At 48.3% G+C, this 12,627-nt stretch carries 10 protein-coding genes and 1 pseudogene; 10 read left to right on the plus strand and 1 reads right to left on the minus strand.

The features are described from left to right. Window positions 1-124: 124 nt before the first annotated feature. The 8 genes and pseudogenes from nrdA to glsA all read left to right on the plus strand — a co-directional run bounded on the left by nrdA (window position 125) and on the right by glsA (window position 8,676). Window positions 125-2,404, plus strand: coding sequence for a class 1a ribonucleoside-diphosphate reductase subunit alpha (nrdA, locus tag BM082_RS06670; protein ID WP_074926064.1), 2,280 nt, complete (start codon window positions 125-127; stop codon window positions 2,402-2,404). Between the two features lie 67 nt (window positions 2,405-2,471). Next, window positions 2,472-3,605, plus strand: a complete 1,134-nt coding sequence (nrdB, locus tag BM082_RS06675; protein ID WP_017009633.1) for a class Ia ribonucleoside-diphosphate reductase subunit beta — start codon at window positions 2,472-2,474, stop codon at window positions 3,603-3,605. Then, the gene (gene yfaE, locus BM082_RS06680) at window positions 3,602-3,892 is read left to right on the plus strand and encodes a class I ribonucleotide reductase maintenance protein YfaE (RefSeq protein ID WP_017009632.1); all 291 of its coding nucleotides are present in this window, start codon (window positions 3,602-3,604) and stop codon (window positions 3,890-3,892) included. Before nrdB ends, yfaE begins: the two co-directional genes overlap by 4 nt. A gap of 93 nt (window positions 3,893-3,985) precedes the next feature. Then, window positions 3,986-4,165, plus strand: a complete 180-nt coding sequence (locus BM082_RS24755) for a hypothetical protein (RefSeq protein ID WP_139218774.1) — start codon at window positions 3,986-3,988, stop codon at window positions 4,163-4,165. After that, window positions 4,159-4,323, plus strand: a pseudogene (locus BM082_RS25285) (TRAP transporter large permease subunit); the annotation flags it as partial. The gene BM082_RS24755 and the pseudogene BM082_RS25285, both read left to right, overlap by 7 nt. 335 nt (window positions 4,324-4,658) lie before the next feature. Beyond that, window positions 4,659-6,038, plus strand: coding sequence for a glutamate decarboxylase (gene gad, locus BM082_RS06690; protein WP_074926069.1), 1,380 nt, complete (start codon window positions 4,659-4,661; stop codon window positions 6,036-6,038). Window positions 6,039-6,178: 140 nt separating this feature from the next. Then, window positions 6,179-7,735 (plus strand): glutamine/gamma-aminobutyrate antiporter GadC, encoded by a 1,557-nt coding sequence (gene gadC, locus BM082_RS06695; protein WP_017012843.1) that lies wholly within the window; start codon window positions 6,179-6,181, stop codon window positions 7,733-7,735. After that, on the plus strand, window positions 7,735-8,676 hold the full coding sequence (glsA, locus tag BM082_RS06700; protein WP_017015946.1) for a glutaminase A: 942 nt from the start codon (window positions 7,735-7,737) through the stop codon (window positions 8,674-8,676). Before gadC ends, glsA begins: the two co-directional genes overlap by 1 nt. Window positions 8,677-8,798: 122 nt before the next feature. Here glsA and BM082_RS06705 read toward each other — a convergent pair whose 3' ends face one another. Next, on the minus strand, window positions 8,799-10,058 hold the full coding sequence (locus tag BM082_RS06705) for a CinA family nicotinamide mononucleotide deamidase-related protein (RefSeq protein ID WP_241903751.1): 1,260 nt from the start codon (window positions 10,056-10,058) through the stop codon (window positions 8,799-8,801). A gap of 242 nt (window positions 10,059-10,300) precedes the next feature. Between BM082_RS06705 and BM082_RS06710 the strand changes: the two genes are divergently transcribed. Together BM082_RS06710 and BM082_RS06715 are read left to right on the plus strand one after the other, a co-directional pair. Next, window positions 10,301-11,485, plus strand: coding sequence for an aromatic amino acid transport family protein (locus BM082_RS06710; RefSeq protein ID WP_017012840.1), 1,185 nt, complete (start codon window positions 10,301-10,303; stop codon window positions 11,483-11,485). A 150-nt stretch (window positions 11,486-11,635) separates the two neighbouring features. Further along, entirely contained in the window at window positions 11,636-12,520 is an 885-nt protein-coding gene (locus BM082_RS06715) for a DUF3943 domain-containing protein (RefSeq protein ID WP_017012839.1), read from the plus strand. Window positions 12,521-12,627 lie beyond the last annotated feature (107 nt).

The raw sequence follows: 12,627 nt of genomic DNA on the forward strand, positions 1-12,627 counted from the left end.
AGCCCTATATGTAGTGTTTGAGCATCTACTTCATTAGTTTAACATTGGTCACAAAAAATTTGCGTGAACATTGAGAATTGCGAAAAACACGTCTTCAGGCATGGATACACCAGGAACAAGATAAATGAACCAACAAATTACCGTTCAAAAGCGCAGTGGCGTGAAGGAAAACATCGATCTAGACAAAATCCACCGCGTTATCGACTGGGCAGCTGAGGGCCTCGACAACGTCTCTGTTTCACAAGTCGAACTCCGTTCTCACATCCAATTTTACGACGGTATCAAAACTGAAGACATTCATGAGACCATCATCAAAGCTGCTGCAGATCTGATCTCTGAACAAACCCCAGACTACCAATATCTGGCTGCGCGTCTTGCGGTTTTCCACTTGCGCAAAAAGGCTTACGGCCAGTTTGAGCCACCGACACTGGCCGACCATGTCAACAAAATGATCGACATGGGCAAGTACGACAAGCACATCACCGAAGACTATTCGACCGAAGAACTGAACATCCTCGATAGCTACATTGATCACTGGCGTGACATGAACTTTTCCTATGCCGCAGTGAAACAGCTTGAAGGTAAATACTTAGTACAGAACCGTGTTACGGGCGAAATCTACGAAAGCGCACAGTTTTTGTACATGATGGTTGCAGCATGTCTATTTGCAAACTACCCGAAAGAAACACGCCTCGATTACATCCGTCGTTTTTACGATGCGGTGTCTAAATTCAAGATTTCATTGCCAACGCCAATCATGTCCGGCGTTCGCACACCAACCCGTCAGTTCAGCTCATGTGTACTGATCGAATGTGATGACAGCCTTGATTCAATCAACGCGACCGCAAGTGCGATTGTGCGCTACGTAAGCCAGCGTGCAGGTATCGGTATCAATGCAGGTCGAATCCGTGCATTGGGTAGCCCAATCCGCGGCGGCGAAGCATTCCACACCGGTTGTATCCCGTTCTACAAATACTTCCAAACAGCCGTTAAGTGTTGTTCTCAAGGCGGCGTACGTGGTGGTGCAGCGACACTGTTCTACCCTATGTGGCACCGTGAAGTTCAAAACCTGTTGGTATTGAAAAATAACCGTGGTGTGGAGGAAAACCGTGTTCGTCACATGGACTACGGCGTTCAAATCAACAAACTGATGTACACCCGTCTTATCAAAGGCGAGAACATTTCATTGTTCTCACCGTCAGATGTTCCAGGACTGTACGACGCCTTCTTCGCGAACCAAGAAGAATTCGAACGTCTGTACACACAATATGAGCAAGACAGCTCAGTGCAACGTGAAACCGTGAAAGCGGTTGAGCTTTTCTCTCTGATGATGCAAGAACGTGCTTCTACAGGCCGTATCTACATTCAAAACGTTGACCACTGTAATACGCACAGCCCGTTTGACCCTGCTGTTGCACCGATTCGCCAATCTAACTTGTGTCTTGAAATCGCATTGCCAACCAAGCCGTTGACCAACGTGGAAGATGACCAAGGCGAAATCGCATTGTGTACGCTGTCAGCGTTCAACCTTGGCGCATTGAATAACCTTGATGAATTAGAAGATCTGGCAGACCTGACAATCCGCGCGTTGGATTCACTGCTTGATTACCAAGACTACCCATTGCCAGCCGCTTACAAAGCGACCATGAACCGTCGTACCCTGGGTGTTGGTGTGATTAACTACGCCTACTACCTTGCGAAAAATGGCGTGCGCTACTCCGACGGCAGCGCGAATGGCCTAACGCACCGTACGTTTGAAGCGATTCAATACTACCTATTGAAAGCCTCTGTCGGTTTGGCGAAAGAAAAAGGTGCGTGTCCGTTGTTCAACGAAACAACGTACTCGAAAGGCATTCTTCCAATCGACAGCTATAAGCGCGATTTGGATAACGTATGTGAAGAACCTCTTCACTACGATTGGGAAACATTGCGCGGAGAAATCGTTGAACACGGTCTGCGTAACTCAACCCTATCTGCATTGATGCCATCAGAAACATCGTCACAGATTTCGAACGCGACAAACGGCATTGAGCCTCCTCGTGGTTTCGTTTCTGTCAAAGCATCGAAAGACGGTATCTTGAAGCAAGTGGTGCCTGACTATGACAAGTACAAAGAAAACTACGAGTTGCTTTGGAACATCGAATCGAACGACGGCTACTTGCAGTTGGTCGGCATCATGCAGAAATTTATCGACCAAGCGATCTCTGCCAACACCAACTACGACCCAAGCAAACAAGCAGGCGGTAAAACACCGATGAAGCTGCTGCTAAAAGATTTGCTGACGGCGTACAAACTGGGTGTGAAAACCCTGTATTATCACAACACGCGTGATGGTGCAGACGATGCACAACAAGATTTGGCAGCACAAGATGATGATTGTGCGGGCGGCGCTTGTAAAATCTAAAGCTACATTCGGGAGGGAGCAATAGCTCCCTCTTCAAGGTTTAATTCGAAACGGTATATTTACGGTAATGGCATACAGTACTTTTTCTAAAGAAAACAATAATGCGCTCAAAGAACCGATGTTTTTTGGCCAGCCAGTTAACGTTGCTCGCTACGATCAACAAAAGTACGAAATCTTCGAACGCTTGATTGAGAAGCAACTGAGTTTCTTTTGGCGTCCAGAAGAAGTGGATGTGTCTGGCGACCGTATCGATTACAACAAGCTGCCTGAGCACGAGAAGCATATCTTCATCAGCAACTTGAAGTATCAAACGCTATTGGATTCAATCCAAGGTCGCAGCCCGAACGTTGCCTTGCTTCCATTGGTGTCTATTCCAGAGTTGGAAACATGGATTGAAACGTGGTCGTTTTCTGAAACGATCCACTCACGTTCTTACACGCACATTATCCGAAACATCGTTAATAACCCTGCCGTGGTATTTGATGACATCGTTGATAATGAGCACATCATCAAGCGTGCTGGCGATATCGCTAAGTACTACGATGACTTGATTCAAGCCACCAGCGACTATCACCGTTTAGGTGAAGGTGAGCACACCATCAACGGCGAAACCGTCGTGGTTTCTCTGCGTGAATTGAAGAAGAAATTGTATGTGTGTCTGATGTCGGTCAATGCGCTAGAGGCCATTCGTTTTTATGTCAGCTTTGCGTGTTCATTTGCGTTCGCAGAACGTGAATTGATGGAAGGTAACGCGAAAATCATCAAACTGATTGCACGTGATGAATCATTGCACCTAACCAGTACACAGCACATGCTAAACATTCTGCGCAGCGGCGAAGACGATCCAGAAATGGCTGACATCGCAAAAGAGTGCGAGCAAGAGTGTTTTGAACTGTTCAAAGCGGCGGCTGAGCAAGAGAAAGAATGGGCAGAATACCTGTTCAAAGACGGCTCAATGATTGGCTTGAACAAAGACATTCTTTGTCAGTATGTGGAATACATTTCCAACCTACGCATGTCTGCAGTTGGCCTAAAACCTGCGTACGCTAACGCCTCTCAAAACCCGATTCCTTGGATTAACGCGTGGTTGTCTTCTGACAACGTTCAGGTTGCGCCACAAGAAGCAGAAATCAGTTCATACCTTGTTGGCCAAATTGATAACGACATGAACATCGATGATTTGGGTGACTTCGAACTATGAGTCAAATCACTATCAAAGTGAATGGCGAAATGCTGGTGGGGAATACCCACCAGCCTCTGCTTGAGCAACTTGAACAATCAGGACTTCAGCCTGAGTTCCAATGCCGTAACGGCGTGTGCGGCGCTTGCCGCTGCAAACTCGACAAAGGCACCGTATCAAAACAAGATACGATGGCGTATGTCGCCGCAGGCGAAATTCTGACCTGCGCTTCCGTGCCTTCTGGCAATGTTGAGTTGGAATTCGACTACCAGCTTTCCTTTGTAGCAAAAAAAGCCGCGAACCTCTGACTCGGTCTTGCGGCGCTCTTTTTTCAGCCTCTCTTTATTCAGCTTTATGCTTCATGAGATTGTTGACGTAGATGCTATGGATCTGATTCCACCATGCTTACGAGCAACTCAGCAGTCAGCCCAGTCTTGTTGGTAAAAATACGAGAAAAGCGCGAAAGCGACGCGACTTTGACTGAAGCAAACCGCTCCCACTTGCTCGCATCCGCCATCCTCCATCCGCCAACAGCCAACAGCCAACAGCCAACACTCGCGAGCATTCGCGATAAGGGGTGACACCGCCATTCGGTTCCATGATATTTACCGTCTGTTCGATATTGAAGGTAAGGATGGTCGACGTTGTCCGCGAGGCGGTTCCTTTGCTCGACGCTCTGTTCACCGTTCTAATGATTTTGACCTACTTAGAAGGTTTGGTAATGTTCTTACCTAACCTCTTTAAGTCATCCGATAAAATCAGCAAAGCGCGCCTTCCACAGGCGCGCTTTTTTCTTGAATCAAGCCCTCATTTTCTTAAAGGAAGGGGGATCTCTCCACATTGCCCAAACCGATTGAAAGCAAAGATAAAAAATTCACACGCCTCCATCTTTCTCACCAAATGAGGGTTATCGCTTACACAAAGGACATCCGTCGCAGCATTTTTTGACTATACCTATCTGTGTTTATTACCGCTTGTATCCCCTTATACAACGGCATCTCTAAAAAGCAGAGGCATCTCTAAAAAGGGGTGACCAAGACACCGACATAAAGAGCACATTGAGGAGCAACACTGATGGGATTGCACTACGGGAAAGAAAAAGGCGAGAACTGCGATGACCTCTACGAAGAAGTCCTCTCTCGAAAACAACTACCCAAATTCTCACTACCCCAAGAAAGCCAGCCCGCTGATCTCGTTGCACAACTATTGAAAGATGAGCTTCTAATGGATGGCAATGCGCGCCAAAATCTCGCGACGTTTTGCTCGACATGGATGGAGCCCAGTGTTCACGAAATCATGGATGTTTGCATCGATAAAAACATGATCGATAAAGACGAGTATCCTCAAACCGCCGAAATTGAATCACGTTGCGTACACATTCTTGCCAAGCTTTGGAATAGCCAAGAAAGCGAAACCACGGTGGGATGTTCAACCACAGGCTCGTCAGAAGCGGCCATGTTGGGTGGCCTTGCGATGAAATGGCGTTGGAGAAAAAAACGAGAAGCACAAGGGCTCACGACCGATAAGCCCAACATTGTGTGTGGACCGGTTCAGATTTGCTGGCACAAATTTGCCCGCTACTTTGATGTTGAGATGCGCGAGATCCCACTCGATGGTGACGAAGTCTGCATTAACCCCGACAAGCTCACAGAGTATGTCGATGAAAATACCATTGGCGTTGTGCCGACACTTGGCGTGACTTACACCTGTGTGTTTGAACCCGTTGAAGTGATCTCGCAAAAACTCGATGAACTGCACGCCGAGAAAGGCATTGATGTGCCCATTCATGTTGATGGCGCATCGGGCGGGTTCATTGCCCCATTCGTAAACCCCGAGTTGAAGTGGGATTTTAGGCTACCTCGTGTTGTCTCTATCAATAGCTCAGGGCACAAATACGGTCTCGCCCCGCTAGGTGTGGGCTGGGTGGTTTGGCGTGACGCCGCACACCTTCCTGATGAACTCGTCTTTGATGTGGATTATTTAGGGGGCCATATGCCAACTTTCGCCCTCAATTTCTCACGCCCTGGCGGACAAATCGTCGCACAATACTATAACTTTCTGCGCCTTGGCTTTGACGGCTATAAAGGCATTCAAGAGGCCTGCCTCAGCACCGCACAATGGCTGGCAGATGAAATCGCCAAAATCGGACCTTTCGATCTTTTCTACGATGGTCGGGGCGGACTGCCCGCGCTTAGCTACAGCCTAAAAGAAGGCGATTGGGGGTTTACGCTCTATGACCTTTCAGACCGCATGCGCATGCGGGGTTGGCAGATTGCTTCCTATCCACTCCCCGGTAACCGACAGGATACCGTGATTCAACGCATCATGATCCGACACGGTGTTAGCCTCGATATGGCATCGCTCATGCTCGAAGATCTCAAGCGTTGTGTCGAATACTTCGAGCAATATCCGCAAGTTCACTCTGGCGCAACCTCCACATTCCATCATGGATGAACGCCTTAATGAAAACGCGCGCGCAGACCTGACTGACATAGCTAACTAAGTTCAACAACGGGTAACCGTTAACAACACACTCTTATTTGATCACGCCTGACCATCACCAAGATGGTCAGAATGATTGAAGGACGACTCGTATGAATAAGAAAGCCCCCTCCACTGCGAATTTAAAACAAGCAGGAAAAATTAGCGTTTTCACCTTCGCCATCATGAACATCGTGGCTGTCGTGAGTCTTCGTGGTTTACCAGCAGAAGCAGAGTATGGCCTGAGTTCAGTTTTCTACTACGTATTTGCGGCTGCATTCTTCTTGGTGCCCGTCTCTTTGGTGGCGGCTGAACTCGCCACAGGCTGGCCCGAAAAAGGCGGTATCTTCCGATGGGTTGGCGAAGCCTTTGGTCCTCGTTTGGCATTTATGGCGATGTTTTTACTTTTTGTGCAGGTGTGCGTGTGGTTCCCCACCGCCCTCACGTTTGGCGCAGTCTCTCTCGCGTTCATTGGGCCAGATCAAACCTTTGATGCCGCCTTGTCCCAGAATAAGTTCTTCGTCCTCGCTATCGTGTTGGCCATCTATTGGTTCGCGACCTTTGTTGCATTCAAAGGCGTGTCGGCGTTCACCTTGCTTTCAAAATGGGGTGGTATCATTGGAACGATTATTCCTGCCATCATTCTGATCATTTTGGGTTTTGCGTTTTACTTTAGTGGCGCGAAGATCCAAATCGATCTCTCGTGGTCAGAACTGATCCCTGACTTCTCTAACTTCAACAATGTGGTGCTCGCCGCCAGTATTTTCCTGTTCTATGCTGGCATGGAAATGAACGCCATCCACGTGAAGGATCTTGATAACCCTACTCGCTCATACCCGCTCGCCATCGGTATGGCAGCATTGGGCACAGTGGTGATATTCATCATGGGTACGCTCGCCATTGCGTTTGTTATCCCAAGCACTGAAATCAACCTCACACAAAGTTTGTTGGTGGCGTACTTCGATATGTTCCATTGGGCAGGCTTGGGCTTCCTCGCGCCCGTGATGGCAATTTGCTTAGCCATTGGTGTTCTCGCGGGCATCGTGACGTGGGTTGCTGGGCCTTCAACGGGGTTACTTGAAGTAGCAAAGGCGGGGTACATGCCGCGCTTTTGGCAACACACCAACAAGAATGGCATGGCGACACACATTCTTTTGGTGCAAGGCATCATAGTGAGTTTCCTTGCGGTCACCTTTGTGGTGTTGCCCTCAGTGGAAGCGGCGTACCAAATTTTAAGCCAACTCGCCGCGGTGATTTACCTCATCCTGTATATGTTGATGTTCTCCTCTGCGATTTACCTCAGATTCAGCCAGCCAAATCGTCCACGTCCCTACAATGTGCCGGGCGGTAAAACTGGCCTCTATATAATTGCCGGCGTGGGTTTCACCGCATCTTTGACGGCTTTCGCGTTCAGCTTTATCCCCCCGAGCCAAATTGCAGTTGGTAGCCCGACAGTGTTCATTTCGATTCTTGTTGGCTTGAGTGCCGTGTTCATCACGATTCCTCTGGTGATTTATGCCATTCGAAAACCCCATTGGCGTGAAGAAAATTCCGACTTTGCGCCCTTCACTTGGCAAATTGAAGGGGTGCATCCAGGAGTGCAAAATCATTCAGACTTACACACAGAGTCAGTGACTGCGAACCACAAAGAAAACCAAGGAGCACAATAATGAGCGTGCCTCTTTCCGCCACAGAGCTTCAAGCACTCGTGGATAAAACCTTCTCTCTCTATCACTCCTTACCTGGTGGTGAGAACGCGAGCTATATTCCCTATTTGGACTCAGTGCCATCTCGGCTTGCTGCTCTCGTTATCGTCACGGCAAAGGGTGAAATCTATAAAGCGGGAGACAGTGACTATGGCTTTGCGATCGAATCCATTTCGAAAGTCGCGACCCTGTCTTTATTGATGGAAGACGTCGGCCCAGAAACGGTCAGAGAGAAAATCGGCGCTGAGCCCACAGGCTTACCTTTCAACTCAGTACTTGCGTTGTGCGAGCACCAAGACAAACCTCTCTCTCCACTCGTGAACGCCGGAGCAATGGCCAGTGTAAGCTTATTGAATGCATCATCTGGTGAAGAACGTTGGGCACGCATCCTTGATATCCAACGGCGAATGACAGCAGGCAACGTGGTGCTTTCCGATGCCATTAATGAATCCGAACAAACCACGAATTTCCATAATCGCGGCATCGCATGGCTTTTATATGCGGCAGGAAATTGTTTCTGCGATCCTATGGAGGCGTGTGAGGTCTACACCCGACAATGCTCTACATTGGTGACCTGCAAAGATCTCGCCGCAATGAGCGCAACACTGGCCAACCACGGCAAAAACCCGCTTTCTGGTGAGCAGGTGCTTACCCCGGAAAATGTCCCACATATTCTGGCAGAGATGACCATGGAGGGGCTTTACGACTATTCGGGAGACTGGGCATTTGAAGTCGGGTTACCGGGGAAAAGTGGTGTGGGCGGTGGCTTACTCGCCGTGTGTCCGGGCAAACTTGGCATTGCCGCCTTTTCGCCACCTCTCGATGAGTCGGGGAACAGTGTCCGCGCCCAACGCATGATTGCAGAAGTAGCAAAGGCACTGGATCTCAATATTTACGCGGCTTAACTTCCTATTTTCATTGGGATAATGATTTAGCGCCACCCTCCCAACAAACGAAAAAGTGAGGCTGAGTGCCTCACTTTTTATGCGTATCCGTTACTCTGCTTATCTTTTGTTATGCGCACCCATTATTGAGCATCAATGGGCTCGTCTTCGACGGGAATAAATAGCGATTCAAGTGTTATCAGAGAGCTAATCTCGCCAAACACCTCTTTACCTTGCAAGTAACGGCGTAACATATCCATCAGCATGGTAGAGGCATAACAGCGAAAATCTTCATGGGTGAGTGAACGGCGGGTTTTAACGATCATCCCCCAATCCCCTTCGACGGTCGACAATCCAAGCGCCACTTCGCCGTTAGCCGCATTCCCACAAGCAAGACCAAGGTGGGCACCCGCATTTTCTCGAGAGGCGGTCGCCATCGCTAACACCGCTGCAAGCGGGTTATAGTCGCCATCAGTATTCAACGCATTTTCGTTCAACACCCAACCTTGCACCAAGGCGTCTTTCGTCATGGCAGATTGATTGAACCAATTTGCTAGATACCCACCTGTGAATTTTTCTGCCACCGCCACGGTTTGACCGCTCTGAGCCAGTAATCCGCCAACAGACTCCAACATAGGCACGCCATCACCGACCATGTGATCCGCTAAAATCTTACGTATCGCATCCGTGATTAACGAAATGTCAGAGTGCTGACGAGGAGAAAAGAGTTTTACCTCAATGAACGGCAACGCCGAACGATAGCCAATCTCAAACAGATCAGGCAGTTCTAGCGGCTCCAGCCTGTCATTCAACAAAGACTCAGAAAGTCCAAACGTGTAAAGACGCTGAATTTCTAGCTTAAGGTTATTAGGAAATTGCGTTTGCAGTTGCGGCAGAATTTCGTTGTCGAACATTTGCTTGAATTCGCTAGGCACACCGGGCGTAAAGAAGAATAAGCAATCATTTAACGTGGCCACAAATCCACACGCACTGCCAACGGGGTTATCGATGAGCTCCGCACCTTCGGGCAGCATCGCTTGTTTGATGTTGCTCTTGGGCATAGTTTTCCCGTTTTTCTCAAAGCGTGCTTTCATTTCAGAAAGCCAATGCGCATTGAGCTCAACATCCACATTCATCGCCATCGCCATGGCTTCTGTGGTGAGATCGTCAGTGGTGGGACCAAGCCCACCGTTCACGATCACGATGTCTGAAACCTGGCTACAACGCACCAATTCAATCGCAAGTTCATCTAAGGAATCTCCCACCGTCACGCGTCGATGCATGGCAAAGCCTTCTTCAAAGCAACGTCTTGAAAGCCATGCAGCATTGGTATCAGTGATATCTCCATGCAGTACTTCTTCTCCCGTACTTAACATGGCAACCCGAAGTTTACTCTGACCCACCGCTATCTCCTTGTGTGCGTTCAACTTATTTCATTATGCCCAGAAGCCGACCCACACCGCAACTTGCATAATTGTACACTTTTAGTTACACCACATGTTTTACATCTGTTACACTCATTCAAAATCTGACCCAACACCACAGGCCAGATTTATTAAGCATAGTCTTTGGCTGGCCTCATTCATGCCCACCCAAACGAAATCCATCATGTGAATATTAATTTACACTTATTAAAGTCGACATTATGCGCAGTAAATTAGTCGGAAGTACCCTCATTATCGCTGGCACGACCATAGGTGCTGGCATGCTCGCTCTCCCCCTTGCATCAGCAGGGTTAGGATTCGTTCAATCCTCTTTCATTATGGTCGCTATGTGGCTACTCATGAGTTACACAGCACTACTTATGTTAGAAATCCACCAGCACGCACACGAAGGTGCCACCCTCAACAGTCTGGCGCGTCAATTTCTGGGTCGTAAGGGCCAAATCCTCGCGACCTTTGCAACCTTGTTTCTCTTGTATGCGCTTTGTGCCGCTTACATTGCAGGTGGCGGCAGCCAATTGAACGCCAAACTTATTGCTTTCTCTAACAGCGCGTTACCAGATTCGATGGGTACCTTCTTGTTTACCTTCATCATTGCAGGCGCGGTGATGCTTGGCACACACAAGGTAGATTTCATTAACCGATGCCTGTTTCTGCTCAAAATTGCACTGCTCTGCGTGTCACTCGGCCTTCTCACCCCACACATCTCTATGCTGCATCTCACAGAGCTTCCTATCGACCAAGGTCTTGCCATCGCCGCCATTCCCGTGATGTTCACGTCGTTTGGCTTTCACGGCAGTATTCCTTCAGTGGTGGCTTACACAGGGTTAAACATTCGTACCTTGCGAAAAGTCATGCTGTTTGGTTCTTCGCTTCCGCTCATCATTTATTTGTTGTGGCAAGGCGTAAGCTTTGGCGTGCTAAGCCAAAACTCGTTACTCAACAACGACCAACTGCCTGAATTTATTAACGCAATGAGCCAAGTAGTGACTTCTCCCTACATTACCTCAGTCATTTCGTTGTTTGCAGATCTTGCACTCGCCACATCGTTTTTAGGTGTCAGTCTCGGTTTGTTTGATTTTCTGTCTGATGCGTTAAAGCGAAATAACACCGTAAGTGGTCGTTTACAAACAGGTTTAATGACCTTCGTTCCACCTATGCTCATTGCATTGTTCTATCCGCAAGGGTTCGTTGCAGCTTTAGGGTATGCTGCCATCGCGCTTGTCCTGCTTGCTGTCGTACTTCCCGTTTTAATGGCACGTAAGGTCCGTCAGGCAAAATTAAACCGCGACAAGTATCAAGTTTTTGGTGGAAATATTGGCCTATCACTTGCTATGATTGGCGGCTTTACTGTGGTTGCATCACAATTGGCACTTAGTATCAATTGAGAGAAAACGCCCCCTAGCGGTGTCTTGAGCAAGGATGTTTCGCGTAGCACTCGCTTAGTTAACGCTTTCATGACCTAAATTTTCGCTGCCAAGCCTATCCCTCTTCGAGAGGCCATTAGGTTTGGCATTTTGTTGTGTGGGAGATCCTACGTGCGCTATTGCTCAACCGTGGCTGCGGCCGCTTTACTTTGTGCTCAATCTGCTTTTGCTTTTGACTCAACGACCATCAATTTTGAACAGCAGGCTAGCGTTTACGCTAACAGCTATGGCTTTGCACCCGCATCGCTGAGCGATAAACCTTTGGAGTCTTCGAATACACTAGGCTTCCACGATCAACCAAGACACGCTTTGCCAAAATACCTATCAACAGCACCTGAAAAAGACTGGGACTACTTGATGGGTCAAACCTATACAATCCTGGGTTTGAGCGTTGCCACTGTCGGTATGATGACTCTGCTGCCGGAAAGCGTGACTAACTGGACAGCGGAAGACCGCGATTTCAGTAACTTGGCAAGCAAATGGTGGGACAACGTCTCTGAAGGCCCTGTATGGGATAAAGATGATCACTACCTAAACTATGTGATGCATCCGTACTTTGGTGGTGTTTACTACACCGCAGCACGTCACTCAGGCTTTAACGAGTGGGAATCCTTCGTTTACTCCTTCACCATGTCCACGTTTTTCTGGGAATACGGTGTAGAGTCATTCGCAGAAGTACCGTCTATCCAAGACATTATTGTGACACCTCTATTTGGTGCGGCGGTGGGTGAATGGATGTACCTCACTGAGCAAGACATCGTTGCAGATGGCGGCGAAGTGCTTGGTTCAGATACGCTGGGCGGGGTGAGCTTGTTCTTCCTGAACCCAGTAGGACATATTCACCACTGGATCACGGACATGTGGCAAGGTGATACGGAAGTGAACATGAACTACAACCCTTGGTTTGATAACCAAGACGCTGCTCAGTTTGCTCTGGATGCTGGCGCACCGTATGACCATCAGTTCATCGGTATGCAGGTTAGCCTGAAGTTCTAATTCAACGTGTTACCAAAGTAGTTTGCTGAACAATGAAAAAGCCGACACGATGTCGGCTTTTTTGATCTTGTTGTATCTCATAGGAAGAGAAGATAAATGGGGTTTAA

The organism is Enterovibrio norvegicus DSM 15893 (genome assembly GCF_900115495.1).
Classification (GTDB): Bacteria; Pseudomonadota; Gammaproteobacteria; order Enterobacterales; family Vibrionaceae; genus Enterovibrio; species Enterovibrio norvegicus.

Excerpts from the sequence above, each read along its gene's own strand:
- nrdA (WP_074926064.1), top strand. The coding sequence starts at position 125 with ATGAACCAACAAATTACCGTTCAAAAGCGCAGTGGCGTGAAGGAAAAC.
- nrdB (WP_017009633.1), top strand. The coding sequence starts at position 2,472 with ATGGCATACAGTACTTTTTCTAAAGAAAACAATAATGCGCTCAAAGAA.
- yfaE (WP_017009632.1), top strand. The coding sequence starts at position 3,602 with ATGAGTCAAATCACTATCAAAGTGAATGGCGAAATGCTGGTGGGGAAT.
- BM082_RS24755 (WP_139218774.1), top strand. The coding sequence starts at position 3,986 with ATGCTTACGAGCAACTCAGCAGTCAGCCCAGTCTTGTTGGTAAAAATA.
- gad (WP_074926069.1), top strand. The coding sequence starts at position 4,659 with ATGGGATTGCACTACGGGAAAGAAAAAGGCGAGAACTGCGATGACCTC.
- gadC (WP_017012843.1), top strand. The coding sequence starts at position 6,179 with ATGAATAAGAAAGCCCCCTCCACTGCGAATTTAAAACAAGCAGGAAAA.
- glsA (WP_017015946.1), top strand. The coding sequence starts at position 7,735 with ATGAGCGTGCCTCTTTCCGCCACAGAGCTTCAAGCACTCGTGGATAAA.
- BM082_RS06710 (WP_017012840.1), top strand. The coding sequence starts at position 10,301 with ATGCGCAGTAAATTAGTCGGAAGTACCCTCATTATCGCTGGCACGACC.